This window comes from Amycolatopsis sp. NPDC033938, assembly GCF_055575975.1.
On the sequence record NZ_JBVIRO010000006.1, the window covers coordinates 258,531 to 274,895 of the forward strand.

16 protein-coding genes are annotated in these 16,365 nt (G+C 67.3%); 5 read left to right on the forward strand and 11 right to left on the reverse strand.

The genetic code is table 11. The features are described 5' to 3' along the window. Positions 1–91: 91 nt before the first annotated feature. Positions 92–850 carry an AAA family ATPase gene (locus ACZ5ZX_RS18895; RefSeq protein ID WP_465503285.1) on the forward strand — a complete coding sequence of 253 codons (759 nt, stop codon included), beginning with the start codon at positions 92–94 and terminating at the stop codon, positions 848–850. A gap of 16 nt (positions 851–866) precedes the next feature. Here the strand turns inward: ACZ5ZX_RS18895 and ACZ5ZX_RS18900 are convergent, their stop codons facing one another. Beyond that, on the reverse strand, positions 867–3,026 hold the full coding sequence (locus ACZ5ZX_RS18900) for a DUF6461 domain-containing protein (protein WP_465503286.1): 2,160 nt from the start codon (positions 3,024–3,026) through the stop codon (positions 867–869). Positions 3,027–3,201: 175 nt separating this feature from the next. Between ACZ5ZX_RS18900 and ACZ5ZX_RS18905 the strand changes: the two genes are divergently transcribed. After that, positions 3,202–3,642: a hypothetical protein gene (locus ACZ5ZX_RS18905; protein WP_465503287.1), complete on the forward strand. Its 441-nt coding sequence runs from the start codon at positions 3,202–3,204 to the stop codon at positions 3,640–3,642. A gap of 509 nt (positions 3,643–4,151) precedes the next feature. On the opposite strand, the gene ACZ5ZX_RS18910 is transcribed toward ACZ5ZX_RS18905, so the two are convergent. Beyond that, complete coding sequence (locus ACZ5ZX_RS18910; protein WP_465503288.1) at positions 4,152–4,568, reverse strand: DUF6228 family protein; 417 nt, start codon at positions 4,566–4,568, stop codon at positions 4,152–4,154. 96 nt (positions 4,569–4,664) lie between these two features. Here ACZ5ZX_RS18910 and ACZ5ZX_RS18915 point away from each other — a divergent pair, with 96 nt between their 5' ends. Then, on the forward strand, positions 4,665–5,336 hold the full coding sequence (locus ACZ5ZX_RS18915; protein ID WP_465503289.1) for a hypothetical protein: 672 nt from the start codon (positions 4,665–4,667) through the stop codon (positions 5,334–5,336). Between the two features lie 34 nt (positions 5,337–5,370). Here ACZ5ZX_RS18915 and ACZ5ZX_RS18920 read toward each other — a convergent pair whose 3' ends face one another. Continuing rightward, complete coding sequence (locus ACZ5ZX_RS18920) at positions 5,371–5,874, reverse strand: hypothetical protein (RefSeq protein ID WP_465503290.1); 504 nt, start codon at positions 5,872–5,874, stop codon at positions 5,371–5,373. A gap of 546 nt (positions 5,875–6,420) precedes the next feature. On the opposite strand from ACZ5ZX_RS18920, the gene ACZ5ZX_RS18925 reads away from it, so the two are divergent. Next, entirely contained in the window at positions 6,421–6,738 is a 318-nt protein-coding gene (locus ACZ5ZX_RS18925; RefSeq protein WP_465503291.1) for a hypothetical protein, read from the forward strand. A gap of 315 nt (positions 6,739–7,053) precedes the next feature. On the opposite strand, the gene ACZ5ZX_RS18930 is transcribed toward ACZ5ZX_RS18925, so the two are convergent. From ACZ5ZX_RS18930 to ACZ5ZX_RS18940, 3 genes are all read right to left on the reverse strand, one after another. Further along, on the reverse strand, positions 7,054–8,028 hold the full coding sequence (locus tag ACZ5ZX_RS18930; RefSeq protein ID WP_465503292.1) for a Kelch repeat-containing protein: 975 nt from the start codon (positions 8,026–8,028) through the stop codon (positions 7,054–7,056). A gap of 485 nt (positions 8,029–8,513) precedes the next feature. Beyond that, positions 8,514–8,936: a hypothetical protein gene (locus tag ACZ5ZX_RS18935; protein ID WP_465503293.1), complete on the reverse strand. Its 423-nt coding sequence runs from the start codon at positions 8,934–8,936 to the stop codon at positions 8,514–8,516. 115 nt (positions 8,937–9,051) lie between these two features. Further along, complete coding sequence (locus tag ACZ5ZX_RS18940; RefSeq protein ID WP_465503294.1) at positions 9,052–10,017, reverse strand: Lrp/AsnC family transcriptional regulator; 966 nt, start codon at positions 10,015–10,017, stop codon at positions 9,052–9,054. A 115-nt stretch (positions 10,018–10,132) separates the two neighbouring features. Between ACZ5ZX_RS18940 and ACZ5ZX_RS18945 the strand changes: the two genes are divergently transcribed. Next, entirely contained in the window at positions 10,133–11,572 is a 1,440-nt protein-coding gene (locus ACZ5ZX_RS18945) for an FAD-dependent monooxygenase (RefSeq protein ID WP_465503295.1), read from the forward strand. 78 nt (positions 11,573–11,650) lie between these two features. Here ACZ5ZX_RS18945 and ACZ5ZX_RS18950 read toward each other — a convergent pair whose 3' ends face one another. From ACZ5ZX_RS18950 to ACZ5ZX_RS18970, 5 genes are all read right to left on the reverse strand, one after another. Next, positions 11,651–12,031 (reverse strand): CPCC family cysteine-rich protein, encoded by a 381-nt coding sequence (locus ACZ5ZX_RS18950; protein ID WP_465503296.1) that lies wholly within the window; start codon positions 12,029–12,031, stop codon positions 11,651–11,653. A 263-nt stretch (positions 12,032–12,294) separates the two neighbouring features. Beyond that, positions 12,295–12,846 carry a hypothetical protein gene (locus ACZ5ZX_RS18955; RefSeq protein WP_465503297.1) on the reverse strand — a complete coding sequence of 184 codons (552 nt, stop codon included), beginning with the start codon at positions 12,844–12,846 and terminating at the stop codon, positions 12,295–12,297. A 154-nt stretch (positions 12,847–13,000) separates the two neighbouring features. After that, the gene (locus ACZ5ZX_RS18960; protein ID WP_465503298.1) at positions 13,001–14,452 is read right to left on the reverse strand and encodes an amidase; all 1,452 of its coding nucleotides are present in this window, start codon (positions 14,450–14,452) and stop codon (positions 13,001–13,003) included. A 419-nt stretch (positions 14,453–14,871) separates the two neighbouring features. Beyond that, positions 14,872–15,333 carry a VOC family protein gene (locus tag ACZ5ZX_RS18965; protein WP_465503299.1) on the reverse strand — a complete coding sequence of 154 codons (462 nt, stop codon included), beginning with the start codon at positions 15,331–15,333 and terminating at the stop codon, positions 14,872–14,874. A 56-nt stretch (positions 15,334–15,389) separates the two neighbouring features. Continuing rightward, entirely contained in the window at positions 15,390–16,316 is a 927-nt protein-coding gene (locus tag ACZ5ZX_RS18970; RefSeq protein ID WP_465503300.1) for a LysR family transcriptional regulator, read from the reverse strand. Positions 16,317–16,365 lie beyond the last annotated feature (49 nt).

Consider the following 16,365-nt stretch of genomic DNA (forward strand, 5'->3'; position numbering starts at 1 on the left):
GGATCATGACCGTTCCTGTGCGCCCACCGGTGATCACCGACGACCCGCTCCACGTGTGCGTCGCACTCGAACCCGCCGTCGGGAGCCCCGCGTGAGCAGCGGTGGCGGGTTCGTCCAGTCGATCCGGCTGGCACCAGGCTCCGACACCGGCCGTTATCCCTTCACCCTGCCCGTCGTGCGGCAGCTGGCCCGCACCGGTGGGCTGGCCCTCGATCCCGGGGTGACGTTCCTGGTCGGCGACAACGGCACCGGTAAATCCACGCTCGTAGAAGCGATCGCGGTGGCGGCGGGCTTCAACGCCGAAGGAGGATCCCAGTCGTTCCGGTTCGCCACCCGCGCCACCGAGTCCAGCCTCGGTGACCAGCTGGTGCTGCGCTGGGGCGTCCGCAAGCCGCGTACCGGGTTCTTCCTGCGCGCCGAGTCCTACTACAACGTCGCCTCCGAGATCGAACGCCTCGACCGTGCCCCTGGATCGTCGCCGCTGCTGCCCGCTTACGGCGGCGTCTCCCCGCACGAACGCTCCCACGGACAGTCCTTTCTGGACCTCGTCACCCACCGATTCGGGCCGGGCGGGCTGTATCTGCTGGACGAACCGGAAGCGGCGCTGTCCCCACGCGGCTGTATGGCGTTGATAGCCCGGATCGTCGAGCTGGCCGCACAGGGCGGTCAGTTCGTGGTGGCCACCCACTCACCGATCCTGCTGGCGGTGCCCGGCGCGCGGATCCTGCAGATCGACGGCGACGGCGACATCGAGCGAGTCGGCTACGACGAGGCCGAGCCGGTCACCCGGACCCGCGGCTTCCTCGCGCACCCGGACCGGTATCTGCGCCACCTCCTCACCGACGACTGATTCGCGGGCGGCCGATCTATGATTCCCGCGCCACTCGCCGCGCGTACTCCAGCAGCTCCTCCCCGAGCGGTCCGGCCTCGGATCGCGCCGCCGACAGTGCGCCGATCGCGGCGGCCAGCGGGTCCGGATTGGTCGCCTTGTGGAGCGCCTGCCACACCCAGGCGTGTTCCCGGTACGCCCGTAGCTGCGATCGCCTGGCCAGGAGTTCCGCCTCCGGACTCAATCTGCGCTCCGTGAGCACGGCGGCGATGACGGGGTCTCCGGCGACACCGGTGTGCTCGACCACCGCCGATGCCGCCCGCCAGGCCAGGTCCAGCAACGTTTCCTCGGGCACGAAGGCCAGCCGATCGGTTTCGGCGCCCAAAGGACCCCTGCCCGGGAACGCGCGCGAACCGTCGGCGGTACGCGCCTCGGGATAAAGCTCGGGAAGGTGCGGCAGGATGCGGTAGGCGACATCCTCCTCGACCATCCGCTCGAGGTCTTCCTTCCGCAGCCGGTATCCGGTGTACCGCTCGACGGCGAGGAGGCCTTTTTCCAGCCTGTCGCGATAACTGCCGAAGTCGAGACCGGCCAGCGCTTGGTTCACCTCAGGATCGTCGACCTCCTCCGCGTATCCGAGTTCTGACGAAGCGAGGACGTTCCCGTTGTCGGCGAAGGACAGCCGGGTCAACGCGTTGATGTTCCAGAACAGGCTCGCCGTCCGGCCTTCCCGTGACAACGGCTCCAGTACCGGCCGGTGCGAACCCTGGAAACCGTTGAACTCGACGGCGAGCACCCCACCCTCGACCGGAAGCACGGCCACCCAGGGATCAAGATCGAATTCCCGCGCCAACTCCTGCGCGGACTCCGGTTCGGCCGCATCGGCACCGAAGGCGCGGAGCACCTCGGCGGGCGCGGCGTCCCTGACCACCGTGACCGTCGCCGCTTCACCGAGCACGCTTTCGCGAATCCACCGATAGGCGGCCTCCGGTGGCGCGACGAGGTCCGGCACGGGCTCACCGCGGACGACGTAACCGAGCCTGTCACCGCGTTTGTGCACGATGTCCGGACCCGGCGGTGCCTGCCAGAGCATGAGTTCGTAGCGCTCGCGCTCCTCGCCGTCCCGTCCGATCGCGTGCACCCGCACCCGGAAATCACCCGGCCACGGGGGTGTTCTCAGGTGCCGCGAGTCACCAACGCCCAACGTGGCGTCACCCCGCTCGGCCCGCCAGGAGATCTCGACGACCTCGTCCCACCAGTCGAGTTCCAGTTCCTCCGGCGGCCCTTCGAGGATCCGTATCGACACGGACACGTGGCCCTCCCCCAGCCCGGTCCGGACGGCGACCCCGCCAGGAACCACGGCGGCCAGGCCGTTCCCGCTGAAGTCGGCCTCATCGACAAGGGGACGCTCGGCCAGGGTGAACCGATGATCGCGCACCTCGGCCGAACCCGACGCCGCGACCGGCAACACGTATTCGGCCCGGCGTTTCTCCAGCAGCGCGGCCGCATACGCGGGCGGCATCGGACTTTCGCTCAACAAAGCCGAAACCGCACCCAGCGCGACACCGACGACGGCCGCGGACGTCCCGGCGAGGAGCGGAGCGCCTGCCCTCCTCAGCACCGGCGCGGCGACCGCGACGGCCAGTGCGAGATGCGCCGCGCCGTGCGCGGCCGCCAGTTCCTCCTCGCCGGTGAGCCCCGGCGGGGCCGCCAGCAGCGGGACCACCGCCTCGTGCCCGGCCAGTTCCTCGACCAGCGCCACGACCAGCCCGGAGATCCCCGGCCGGAGCTGATCGAGCAGGCGCACCGCGGTGACGGTCTCGGCGTTCGGCCCACCGATCATCCCGAAGCCGAAGGAGCGCGGTGTCGCGTCCGGCCCCGGCACCGCCGCCTCGACCTCGACCGGGACCGCGACGGCCAGCCCGTCCAAGGTCAGTTCGAGCGCGCCGAGCAACCTCTCGGAAACCGGATCTCCGAGCGAACGCAGCCGGCTCAACGCCGCCGATTCACCGGGGCCCGCTACCGGCCGTCCCACCACCAGGCCGAAGGCGTCCGGCTTCGCGTCCGGGGCGCCCAGCCTGCCGAGCGCCGCCGCGGGGCCGTGCGGGATCCGCCCGCGCAGCAGCGGGACCAGTTCCGTGACCACCGGCACGAGCGCGTCCGCCAGGCCGGACGGTACTTCCGTGTACTTCTCCACCTCAACCCCCAAGGTTCGACAACGCGGACACGGTAGCGGCGGCCACCGACAAATCGGTGTTCGGTCCAAAGTGGACGGATTTTCACGGTGCCACAGAGGTCTGGTACCCGGACCGACATCCGGAGTCGTGCGATGCGGTGCCCGGGGCTCCGGCCGGGCAGGCTAGTTTGCTCGGGTGAGTCTCCTCGATGATGTGGCCGAGCGCGACGGCTGGCGATGCTGGGTGTGCGACGAACCGGTCGACCCCGACATGTCGGTGAACGACCCGCGCGGACCCAGTGTCGACAGCCGGACCGCCGACCGGAAGGCCAAGATCGCGGAGCGCCTCGCCCACCGCGGGTGCAACACCCGCAAGGGCGCGGTCAAGGTGGTCATCGCCTGGCCGGACCGCCTGCACGTGGTCGAACCCGCTCCGCTGATCACCGTCGCGGGGCGGCTGGAGCGCAAGGGAGGCCGCGAAATGGTGGCCCGTTGCCCGACGAAGCAGGACGCCCAAGAAGCGGCGGATTGGCTGGTGGACCGGTTCTCCCGGCTGGTACCAGGGCTCCCGGTGACCGCGACGATCGAACCGGGTGGCGGCCAGTTCCTCGTCATCCTGGCCGCCGGGCGCCGCTGACCCCGATGGTCGAGAAACAGGGGCAATATGGCGCGCCTCTGGCCCGTTCGGTGTCGCCAATGTGGCTTTGAGGACTCGTATTCGTCTACCTACTGGTGTGGAGCTTGTGCGGGTTGCCGGGGCGGTCCGAGTGGGGAACATTCCGGTCGTTGAGCGTCCGGAATCTTTTCCGCTCGATCGCCGGTCCACCGGTCGTGACCGAGCACAAGGGGCGAGCCGGGCAACGATGCCTCGGAACCACCCTCGTCCAGGTCAGGCGTAGGTACACAAATGCGGGTTCCCCTTGGGGACGCTCGAGGTCTCCAATGTGGCCTTGGGGACACCGGCCCCGGCGAGCACTAACCCGCACGGCCACGACCCAGTGGAACACCATTCATCCCCAGCGCTCTCTAACCGAGAAGTGCCTGAGTGATCCGGCGGGTGGTCGTGCGGTGACGCGGGGTTGACGTCGCCGTACATCGAGCGAGGTGCGGACGGTCGCGCGCTTCCCGACGGGTTCGTTCCGGATGCTAAGAGCCGGTCGCCAGCACCTTGATCTCTTGGGCGACTTGCGACAGTTGCTCTCCGGGCTCGATCGTCAAATCACCGGTCGCGGTCCAGCCCTCGTTTCCCCAATTGGGTTGAAACCTCTGGAGCGTGACCCGCAACTGCACGTGGCCGTACTGGTGGGACGCATCGATTTTCAGTTCCCTTTCGAGGGACTCCCAAGTCCGGACCCCGTCCCAGCCACGCCAGTCATCCGCGTGCTGCTGGAAGAACTCCGCGAGATCGGCGAACCCGGTCGCATAGTGGTGCACGACCCGAACTGACGCGGACAAGCCGAGGAGTTGTAGCTCAGCGAGCAAGTACCCTGGCGGGCTGCCCTCTGCGACATCAGCTGTCAGCTGCAGAAAGTCGTGGTCGGAGCCAATCCGTGCCTGGGTCACGGTCGCATCATGGCGTTTCGACCGCTGACACGACAACCGAAATTGGCGTACAGCGCACTCTCATGCCGATGTGCGCGTACCCGCGAGGGTGGATTCTTGATCGGCTATCTTGCGGTGGTGGATATCCAGGTGCTGGAGGGTGCGCTGGTCGAGGTGCCGACAGGCACAGCGACAGGAATGGACCGGCGCGCGTTCGGGGAGTTCGTCGGCCCGCAGGGTGAGCTGGCGTCGTACGCGCTCGGCTGGACGACCGGGTCAGACCCGCATGTAGCTCACTTGTCGGTCGGGATCGGCGCGGGCAACCCCGGCGGCGGCACCTTCCATGCCGTCATCTTCGAACACGACGACGGACATGCGTTCTCCCTGACCGACGAGCCGTTCGAGCGCGTGCCGCAGGGCGGCCCGGACCTCACCGCGGACGAAGCACGCGCCCACGAGGACTTGCCGTTCATCTGGTGGGTCGCCGACCAGATCATGCAGCGCGATCGCCGGGCTTGGTGGATGAAGCACTGGCTTCAGCGCACCACCTGTATCCAGACCCTTGAGATCTTCGAGCACAGCGAGCCGATTCTGCTTGTCCAGCACGACGCAGATGACGGCACATGGCAGCTCATCGGCGCTTCCGACGCGGACGGCGCCACCGGCAAGATCGGGCATCTGCACCACGCCATCGACAAAGACCAAAGCCTGATCGACACCCTCGACCTGCCACCCGGCGGCAGCGCGACACGAACAGGCATCGGACGTCGCTGGAACCGTCACCTCTAGAGTTGCAACGCACTCTCATGCCGATGAGCGCACGCTATGCGGGGCGGGTGAAGTCGGTGTCTCGGCCGATTCGCAGGGTTCTTGCACGCTCGCCGATGTTCTCCGGTGTGATGCGGTCCGCCAGGCAGGTGCGATGGGATAGGACGGTGGTGCTTCCCGGGCCCTCATTGCTGCGAACGTCGAGCACCAGGCCCTCGCCTCCCGGGCCGAGATTTGTTGGCTGGCCGCAGAAGTCGCATGGCCGCTGCAAGGACTCCAGGTCGGCGCGGCGGATGCTGAGTCGGACCCACGCCGGTGGATGCCAACGCCGAACCTCTTCCACGACGGCGTCGATTTCTGTGCCGACCCGGGGATACAGCGCCAGGAGTTCGTCGCCAGGAGCCGCCCGGCCGAACTGCTCGATCATGTCAATGGAGGCGCCTACCTGCTCATGACCGACGATCTGTGCGAGCACGCCCCACCGTTGGTGACTGACGACCTTCACGCGGACCCTCTGGCCAGGCATCAGGGCCAAAGACGCGGTCTCGAATCGGCTCATCGCGGCTACATCTTCTCGAAAGAACTCGTGCTGCGCAAACAGGAGAGCCGTGCTGCCTCCCGAACATCCGCTCATGCCGCATGGCGCGCCCCGTCGTACATCCGCTCATGCCAATGAGCGGACCGGCGTCTCGCTTTCGTGCAGGCGGTCAAGACGAGAGGTCCTTGCCGTCGGCACTCCATGGCGGTGGCCACGTGTGGATGCCATGGTCGGCCTGGACAGAAACACCTCCTCCTGTCACCCGGCCACCGCACAGTGTGGCAGGAGCCCATCGCGCGAGCCTGCATACTATGCAGTTGTCACCCAGCCGGCTCGGCCCCAACCCGGGCGCGCGTGACAGTTCGGCCGACACCTTCCTCTGCTCGAGCATGGCCGGCTCGGGAAAAGTGCGGCACGCTGGGGCGACGCGGCCCGACGCGCAGTCGATCGGCGAGCGGAGGTTCGGGACCGGTCCCTACTGTCATGAGGAAGTGTGCTCACGTGGTTCTGAGAAGACTTCTTAGCAAGCTTCGGCGCCCCTACGGTCTTGACGCGCAAGGGGACCTGATGCCACCCAGCGCACGCGAAAGTGATGTGACGCTTCTCCTGCCCAGTCCCAAGCAGAAGCACAGGTATTCGGAGGAGTTCGTAGACGCGCTGTCTCAACGGGTCATGCGTCTGTCGCTCGAAGAGTTGGGCCGTTGCTTCGGTGATGGTTGGTGCGGCGAGATTCAGCCGTGGCTTGTCCTCGAAGGCCCCAGTCTCGGTTACAAGCTGACTGTCGTGAAGGTGAACGGGTGGGAACTCGTAGAGATGGGCATCCGAATCAACGAGGTGTTCAACGAACATTGGAAGCGCGAAATGGAGGCTCTTCCTCCGCGATAGCGCGGCCTCGGTGCGAACGTATACGTCATGTTTCCCGAGCCGTGCCGCCTTGCTGCGGTGGGGCCGGCCGCGTGGCTTCCGCTCGATGTGGACCCTGTTCGGCGGTTCTCTAATGCTCCGCCATTCCAATCCCCACCAGGCCTACCAGCCGGAACGGTGCAGCAGTGCTCGTCGACTGGTGTCGTGGTGAAGCTCCATGTGTGTCTGCGCACTGAGCAGTGACGTCCGCTCATGCCGCGACGCGGTCGATACGCAGCGACCGGGCTTGCGTTGTGGTCGATCGAACGGACTACAGGACAGCGAATAGTCGGCGGGTCAAGGATGCGGCGTGAGGTGGAGCGCGTCGACATCCGGCAGGAACTTCAGCTGTCCGTCGAGGACGGTAACGCCGCCAATTGTGACGATTGTGCCGCTTTCCTCTACGGCGCATTCGTTCGAGCCACGTTTTGTCGGGAGGAGAACGTCGAGAAGTCTCCATTTGTCGTGTTCGATGTCGAATACTTCAGTGGTCCGTCGTGCGTCTCTTGCGGCTGCTCCGGCGGTCACTTCGCTTCCGCCGACCACCACGAGGACGCGTCGATTCCCGAGAGAAGCCTGGACGACACCGTGGAGTGCGCGAGATTCGTGCATCGGACTCATGGTTGTCCAGCTTTCGGAGTCCGGGTCGTAGCGTTCAACCGTGGTGACTGTCTCCCCGGTCGGTACCTGCCCCCCGATGGCATACAGGTGACGTCCAGACGCCACCACTCGCAGTTTTTGGCGCGGGACGGATAACGGGGCGACAGGTCGCCACGAACGGTCATCCGGGTTGAAGACCAGCGTCGACGCGGTGACTTCGAAATTGTCGTCGCCGAGTGTGACCGAGCCGCCCACCACGTAGAGCAAGCCGTTCAAGCTTGCCGCGCCCGCACTGTCCCTCGGCAGAGGAAGCGGTGTACTGGTACTCCACTGGTTCCTTGCGATGTCGAACACTTCGACGACATCCCGGCCCTTGCTGTGGACATCTATGCCGCCGACCGCGTAGACGAGCCCACGTACGACCGCTGCGGCGAAGTTGGCTCTGCCGACTTCCATCGGGTGCAGGTTGCTCCACGAGCCGTTTCCCGTCGTTCGGCGGACCTCGACATCGGCGAACACATCGTCGCCTCTGAACCCACCCATTGCGAGTATTTTGCCGTCGACCGTGACGACCTCCAATCCTCCGCGGGCTTGCCGCAGCGGAGGTCGCGAAACCCACTGATGAGCATTACTTGTATCTCGGTCGGTCGTGTCGCGCTGAGGTTCGGTCATTTCTGCCCCTCTTCCCTCTCTTCGATGGGTCGCGTCAGGCACGCTTAACAGCACATTTTGCTGTCAATTCCACCCTGATGGAGTAAGGCAAGTCGACGGCGAAAGGTGATGATGGTTGGTTTCTGACGTACTTCAAGGCCGCACGCTGGACTGGGCGAGGACAGCACTTTCAGCCCCACAAGCTGGAGCTCAGCGAAAGCGAAGGCGCATGCCCTCACTGCACGCCACGTCAGAACGACTTGGCGTGCCTTCGCTGTCCAGGCTTGCACACCTAGCCGCTCACCTCACGCTCAAGTCAACGGGCTCCTTGCTCGGTCGACCGCTGGGCCTCGTACGGCATACAGCCCGTTGCCTCGGCGAGCGCTTACTGCGCGGTGGCGCCGCCGTCGATCGGCAGCGCCGCGCTGGCGATCGCTGTGCGTGCCCCAACCACCACGGCGACCCCTCCGCAAAGACCCGGCGCGCCGATACTCTGCGTGTTTGGGTCAGTCGCCTTCGATGTGGCCTTGGGTCAGGCCGGCCAGTGCGTACGCGAGTTTCCCGTGTGCTCGCGTTACCAACGGCCCGTACTGGAACAGCTTCGACTTGATCCCGAGGTCCACGCGAGTCCCGGCACCCTCCGCGCGGATGACGGCCGGGTAGAAGAAGCCCCATGTGAAGGCCGTCGGTCGGGACGACAGGATCACGATGCCGCGGGCGGCATCGTGATCTTCGACCGAGTAGCCGGTCGGGCAGTGCTGGGTGAGCCAGGTATAGACCATCTCCGGCGGTGCCGCCGTATGCAGCTTGATTCGCCGAGCGGTCATCGCGATGGTGGTCACCGAACCTTTTCTGGTGAACGCCACCAGTAGCGACACGCCGAGAAGGACGGCCACGACCACGACCGGGAAGAGGGTGAAGATATCCACGTCGCAGAGTATGTCGCATGCGTCGCACGGTGAGCAGCTTCCGCACAGATCAACGGTCTGCAGAGTGCCGAGGCAGCCGCGGCCCTGACAGCACCTCTGATGCGGCTTGGTGTCGCTATGGGTGGTTCGCCGCCCGCTTGACGGTTCTGATTACCGGTGCGGTTTCGATATGTGTGATGGCGGGGAGCATGGCCACCCGGGTGGTCAGGTACCGGTACAGCTCCCGCTGGTTCGCGCACACCACGCTCGCGTACAGGTTCGTCGGCCCGGTCGTGGCGGCGGCGAACGCGATCTCGGGGTGCCCGGCCAGCGCTGCGCCGGCCTCTTCCAGGTGCGCGGGCGCGACCGAGAGCCAGAGCAGGGTTCGGGGGCCGAGGCCGAACAGGCTTCCGTCGACGTCGATGTCCAGGTACAGCACCCCGCGCTCGCGAAGTTCGGTCATCCTGCGCCGGACCGTCGTCGGTGACCAGCCGGTCACCGCGGCCAGCTGCTCGAGTTCGGCCCTGCCGTCCGTGGCGAGTGTGGCGAGGAGTTTCCGGTCGCCGTCGTCGAGCCGTACCGGTCCCGGTCGGTGCGGCACCGGGGGCGGGCGCAGCCGCGCGATCGTCTCCTCGTCGAGTGATCCGAGCTTGGCGACCAGACTGTCCGGGCCGCCGTAGAACGCGTGCAGCACGGAGTGTGCGGTCACTCCCTCCACACGTGGGGTGCGCGGGAGCTTGGCCAGCAGCAGCGTCTCGCTGTCGGTCTCGCTCTCGGTGCGGACCGTGCAGGTGATCTCCGTTCCTCCGGAGGTCAGGCTGACCCACGACGTGTCGGGTCGCCGGGCCAGCGCCTCGGCGACCTGGATCGACGCGGTGGGCGCGCAGCGCACCCGCAGGAACCACAGCACCGCGCCCAGCGCGGTCGGGTCGACCCCGCCGAGCACGCGCAGCACCCCAGCCGACCGCAACCGGGCGTAGCGGCGGGCGATGGTGCGATCCGACACGCCGAGCACCTCGGCGATCGTGCTGAACGGGGCCCGGCCGTTGATCTGCAAGGCGTGCGCGATCCGACGATCCAGCTCGTCGTAGTCGGATTCCACCGAAACAAGCGTAATCGGCGTCGGGTATCGGCGCAATCAAGCTTATTTCTGGCTTGATTGCGCCTGCAGGCGGAGCGTTGCTCTCGTCCCGATCGACACAAACAGGGGAGAACTCATGGACACCGATGTGCTCATCGTCGGCGCGGGTCCGACCGGACTGACGCTGGCCAACGAACTGCGGCTGGCGGCGGTGTCAGCCGTGCTGGTCGACAAGCTGCCGCAGCGCAGTACGTTGTCGAAGGCGGGTGGCGTGCAGTCCCGCACACAGGAGGCATTCGACCAGCGCGGCTTGCTGGAACCGTTGCTGGCTCTCGGAAATCACCCGGCAGGCACCGCCCACTTCGCCGGTATCGCGCTCCCGCTCACCCGGGACAGGCACCGCAATCCGTGGCGGTCCATCCCGCAGGTGGTGATCGAGGGGTTCCTCGAGCGGCACCTTGCGGCACAAGGCATCCATGTGCGGCGCGACCATGAACTGACCGGCATCGCCCAGGACGGGGACGGGGTCACCGCGACCTTCGCGAACAGCGATGTCGTCCGCTGCCGTTACCTGGTCGCCGCGGACGGCGGCCACAGCACAGTTCGATCACTGCTGGGGGCCGAGTTCCCCGGCAGAGCGGGCACACGGACCACCGTCGCCGCCGACGTGCGGTTGAGCGATGACGAACAAGCGATGACGCACACTCGGAGCGAGGACGGGCATTGGGCGATGGTGTTCCCGCTCGGCACCGACCCGCAGGGCAGGCCACTGCGTCGGCTCTCGCTGGGCGGGCCGGGCCGGTCTCTGCCCCGGGAGGTCCCGGTCACCGAGGAGGAGATCCGCAAAGGGCTGCGCGCCGTCTTCGGCTCCCGGGTGAAACTGCTCGAAGTTCGCTACGCACGCCGCATCACCAACGCGGCCCGGCAAGCCGCGCGTTACCGGCACGGACGGGTGTTCCTCGCCGGCGACGCCGCCCACGTTCATCTCCCGATCGGCGCGCAGGGCATGAACACCGGGATCCAGGACGCGCTCAACCTCGGATGGAAACTGGGTGCCGCGGTGCACGGCTGGGCTCCGGAACACCTGCTCGACACCTACCACACCGAACGTCATCCGGTCGCGGCCGCCGTACTGCGCAACGTCCAGGCACAGAGCCTGCTGATGGACCAGGAAGGCACCCGCGACCCGGATCTGCTGGCCGCCAAGGAACTGTTCGTGGCTCTGACGCAACTGCGGGACGTGCAGTACCACCTTGACGACATGCTGTCCGGGATGGGCCTCCGCTACCCCATGCCGGGCACCGAAGAGCAGCCGCTCGTCGGCCTTCCCTCGCCCGATCTGGACCTTGGTCCGGTCCGGTCACACGAGCTGCTTCGGCGCGGACACGGCGTCCTGATCGACCCGGCGGGCAGGTTCGCCGAGGTCGCCGCCCCCTGGCAGGACCGGGTGGACCGCGCGGGTCAGGGCGCCGGTACCGAGCCGATGCTCATCCGGCCGGACGGCTACGTCTGCTGGGCAGGCAACCCGGACGCCCTCGAACCCGCGCTCAGGCACTGGTTCGGCGAGCCGCGTTGATCACCGGCGCCCGATCGATCTGACGACGCCGAACGTCTGCCCATGCCGCGAAGCGGGTGTCCGCCCTCGTGAACGTCGTCATTGCGTTTGCGTGACGCCCAGCGGCAAGTGGGTCAGGTGGGTGGGTTGGGGGGGCGGGTGAGTTCGCCGCACGCCGCCGTTGGCGACGTATCGGGATCGTGCGGCGTCAAGGCTGAGCCGCCCGTTCGGCCCGCCGCGGACGGTGGCGCTGTCGTGGTCGTCCTGCCCGTCATCTTCCCAGCCGCATTCATCGCAGATCTCGTATCCGCCTCTCTCGCTGAGAGTCATGTGGCCACAGCAGGGACAGGTGTATGCCCCGATGCCGGGCGGGGCGAACACATTCCGCTGTTTCGCGTAGGCCTGGAACCACGCCGTTCGCTGGTCGGTCGACTTCTCGTCCGGCTGAGACGGATCATCTTCGGATCGGTCATCGGGCACGCGATAAGGATGCATGCCGATGAGCGCGTTGGTGCGGGAACCCCGACACCTCCCGCCGAAGCGTGAGTTCCCCGGACCCGGCGCACGTGCCACGGCGATCGAGTTTCGCCGCGGTGACACGCGCTCATGCCGCTTTTCGCACACCGGCTCTTCCGCATCCGGAGGCGCTCCCCGGCCGGCACCACGGTGCTGGGGCGTTGCCGGATCGCGGCGACGGCCTGCTTCACCACAAGCGGCCCGCGCCTGAGCTCGGTGCCCGCCGCCTACCGCGCGCCTGCGGGGAGGTCGGCGAGGAACGTCGCGGGCACGGCACGCGGACGGCGGGGTCCCCAGCCGCCACCGGCGAACAGGACGACGCACGAGCGGCCCGTGCCACCGACCCATCCAGGCTGCGCGCGATCGAACGCCGGCAGCGGAGGGCGGTGCCACAAGCTGGCTCCACCTCGCAGCCGAGCACCCTCACCGTCGCGGTACCGCACGACGTAGTCGAGCTTCCGCCCGGGATCCACCCCCGACCCGACGAGCGCGGCAACGGCGGCGAGGCACCCTCCTGGTTCGTGCACGATCACCGCCTGGGCCGTCACAACTCGCCAGCCGGTGCGCCGGACCGACTCATAGCGCATCCACCACAGCACCGCCCCCGGCGTGAAGCACACCGATACCGCCATCACCACAGACGCACCGACAGACAAGAGGTCGCTGCCGTGCGAGATCAGCAGGACCACCAGCGCGACCACCCAGGCCAGGGCGCACGCCGTCGCCCGCAGAGCGACCGCCCCCACCCGCTCCAGCTCGCGAGCCAATTCCGCGTCCATCACCTCAGCCTACAAACCTCGCCGATGCCGAAGCCGCCACGAAGTTCCTGATCCACCCGATGGACCACCACACTCCCCCAGGTCCGGCACGCTCACCCCGCGGATGCTACGAGGTCGCCTCCCGGAACGGGCAGAGCACGCAGGCCAGTACGCCCTACTTCGGTGCCTGGAAGCCGCCGATCTTCCGCTCCAGCAGTTCGGCCAGCCGCAGCGGGGTGCGGTCCTCGAACATCGGACCGATGAGCTGCACGCCGACCGGCAAACCCTCGGGCGAGCGGCCCGTGGGGATGGCTGTCGAGGGCAGACCGGGCATGGTGGCAAGGCCCGCCCAGACGAGCTGGTCGAAGTACGGGTATTCGACGCCGTCGATGTCGACACGTCGTCCCAGCGGATCGGGGTCGTGGTCGTGCGGGAACGCGGGCGTCGGCGTGATCGGGCACACCACGGCGTCGAACTCGGTGAACAGCTGCCGCCAGCCGTGGCGGTGGAGCTCGCGGAGGTTGTTCGCCTCGAGCCAATCGCGGTGGCTGAACAGCATCGCGCGCAGCCGCACCGACTCGAGGCTTTGGTCGTCCGCGCTCAGTCCGGCGACCCGGGCGCGCAGCTGCTCGTCCGATTCGACGGGGAAACGTGCGACGGAGCCCGAAATCAACAACTGCATGTAGAGCGTCGCGGCTTCGGTCAGATCAGGCAGCAGTGGGCTGCGCCGTTCGACGCGAGCACCGCCGTCGACGAGCGCGGCGGCCACCCGGTCCACGCCCGCACGCACGGCTGCCCCGGTGGGAATGAGCGGATGCTCGTCGATGACCAACACGCGAAAATCACCGAGTCGCTCGTGGCGGGCGGGCGGCAACGCCAACCGGTGCGCCACACCGCGCGTCAGCGGGTCGGGTCCGGCCATGATGTCGAGCAGGAGCGCGAGGTCGCGGGCGGTGCGCGCCATCGGACCGGCCACGGCGAGGTCGAGGTCGGTGGGAAACGCCGGCTCGGACGGCGGGACCATACCGCGCGTGGCCACCAGCCCGAGAGTTGGCTTGTGCGCGTAGACACCACAGAAATGCGCGGGGGTGCGCAGCGAACCGGCCAGATCGGAGCCGATGGAGAGCGCCCCGAAACCGCACGCCAGCGCCGCCGCCGAGCCGCCGGAAGACCCGCCCGCCGTGCGGCCGTGCGCCCAAGGATTGTCGGTGGTGCCGTAGATCTCGTTGAAGCTCTGAATGTCTTGCAGCCCCAACGGCACATTGGTCTTGCCGAGTATCACCGCACCGGCGGTTTTGAGTCGCGCCACCTGTACCGCGTCCTCGGGCGGCAGGTAGTCCCGGTGCGGCGGCAGGCCCCAGGTCGTGGGCAGCCCGGCGACGTTGTAGGACTCCTTGACCGTCACCGGAACACCGAGCAGCGGCCGGTCCTCACCACGTGCGCGGGCCTGGTCGGCATTGTGCGCGGCGGCCCGCGCACGGTCGAAGTCCGGCACACAGATCGCGTTGATCACTTTGTCGTCGCGTTCGATACGGGCGATCGCCTCTTCGGTCAGTTCCACTGACGTCACCGCACCGGTCCGCAACGCGGCGACAAGTTCTTCGGCCGCCTGAAAGCTCCATTCCATGAATTCGAAGCTATCGGGCCGGCTCAGAAGACACGAAACCTCGACCCCCGCAACAGAAAACCGGACAGATTCCTTCGCGCCGCCACCGAAGACGAAAAACCGCAGGTCAAAGCACTGAAAGACAGTAAGATCCACCCGCGCAGGCCATGAAAGGACGCACCGCACAACAGGATGGATGTCTCAATTCTTCCCCGGAAGCCGAAACTACTCGACAGAGGCGGGAAGAAACCGGTGAGGCCAAGCCGCGACGCTGAACAGTCGTGCTCCCGTGATACTCGACGCCCTGTCGGCTGAGGAAGAGCTCGGCCGCGATTACGAATGCCGAGTATTCGAAACTTGCCAAGAAGCCTCGGTCACCGCGCCGATGATCCGCCTGCTCGCCCGGCTCGCACCGCCCGGACTGAACTCGCTCGCGAGCATTAGCCAGGGCCCGGCTCGTCGAAGTCGAGCGGCGGCATCGCCGTCGCGTCGGGCGCCCAGGTGCTCCGAAATCCGGGCTGGACCGCGAGGTCGACCAACTCCACCCTGGCACCGATGCTGTCGAGACGGTGGTAGGTGAAGGAGCGACCGTAAGGGCAGGAGTCGAACTCGATCGGTGCGCCTCGATCCGCCAGGCGCTGTTTGTCCGTCATGACGTCTTGGGACCAGTAGCCGATGTGGTCGAATCGGGAACCGTCGGTCGCATCCCACGGACTGCCCGCGGGGCCTTGGATCACCTCGAAGAACGGCGGCCCCTCGACGGAGAACACGATGCGGTAGTCCCAGTCCCCGAGGGTGCCCGCCCGGACTGGGCTCCAGGCCACGCCCAAGGTGCGGGTGAGGTCGTCGGTGGCCTGCTCGATATCCCGGACGACGAAGCACAGGTGGTAGAAGTTGTTCACCCGTCCTGTCTACCAACTCCACGATGTCGCGGGCCTCGCCAGGCGATAGCCAAGGCTCACCCCTGTCGCAGGAGAGACCGGGTGCCTCGGGGAAGGGCGGCGGCATTGGCGAGATAGCCGGTGACCGCGTCGCGCAGAGCCCGTACGGCCTTGGACGGTTCGACATCCTCGCGGCCGGCGAGCCGCACGACCCGGCTGAGCCCCGGCTCGGCGAAGCGGGTCACGCGGAACCTGTCCCTGACCACGGTGCTCGGGACGACAGCGATCCCCATCCCGGCCTGGACGAACTCCAGCACGGCGTCCATCTCACCGCCCTGGATGGCGAACGACGGTTCGAATCCCTCGGCACGACAGGCGTTGATGGTCGCGTCGCGCAGGTCGTAGCCGCGGCGGAACATCACCAGCGGTTTGTCCTTGAGATCGAGGATCTGCATCCGCGCGCGGCGTACCGGCGCCGGCCGGTCCTTGGCCGAGATCACGACCAGTTCCTCGATCAGCAGCGGCTGAGTCGACAGCCGGCTCTGGTCCCGCAGCCGGGAGTCGACGATCAACGCGAGATCCAGCGCGCCTTCGGACAAATCGGTCTGCAGGTCGCGCGAACCGCTCTCGTGCAGTGTGAGCTCGATCCCAGGGTAGGCGGCACGGAAGCCCGCGAGCATCGACGGCAGCAGACCGGTGCACAGGCTCGGAGTGGCCCCCAATCGCACTCGCCCGCGCCCCAATTCGTCGAGTTCCCGCACGGCCTGGTAGGCGGATTCGGTGTCGGCCAGGATGCGCCTGGCGTACGAAAGCAGCGTCTCCCCCGCCTCTGTCAGCGAGAGATTTCCCCGTATCCGGTGGAAAAGCTCGGCGCCGACGTCGCGTTCGAGCGCGCGGATCTGCTGTGAGAGCGAGGGCTGGGCGACCCGCATCTGCTCGGCGGCCCGGGTGAAGTGCCGGGTGTCGGCGACGGCCACGAAGTAGGCGAGTTGATGGAACTGCACCACACCATCATAGACACAGCCTATGGTGATGAGACTTTTCTTCTGTTTG

What these genes read in the sequence shown, in the direction of transcription:
- ACZ5ZX_RS18920 (WP_465503290.1), bottom strand. Translation starts at nt 5,874, where the DNA reads ATGAGCCGATTCGAGACCGCGTCTTTGGCCCTGATGCCTGGCCAGAGG.
- ACZ5ZX_RS18925 (WP_465503291.1), top strand. Translation starts at nt 6,421, where the DNA reads ATGCCACCCAGCGCACGCGAAAGTGATGTGACGCTTCTCCTGCCCAGT.
- ACZ5ZX_RS18930 (WP_465503292.1), bottom strand. Translation starts at nt 8,028, where the DNA reads ATGACCGAACCTCAGCGCGACACGACCGACCGAGATACAAGTAATGCT.
- ACZ5ZX_RS18945 (WP_465503295.1), top strand. Translation starts at nt 10,133, where the DNA reads ATGGACACCGATGTGCTCATCGTCGGCGCGGGTCCGACCGGACTGACG.
- ACZ5ZX_RS18955 (WP_465503297.1), bottom strand. Translation starts at nt 12,846, where the DNA reads ATGGACGCGGAATTGGCTCGCGAGCTGGAGCGGGTGGGGGCGGTCGCT.
- ACZ5ZX_RS18960 (WP_465503298.1), bottom strand. Translation starts at nt 14,452, where the DNA reads ATGGAATGGAGCTTTCAGGCGGCCGAAGAACTTGTCGCCGCGTTGCGG.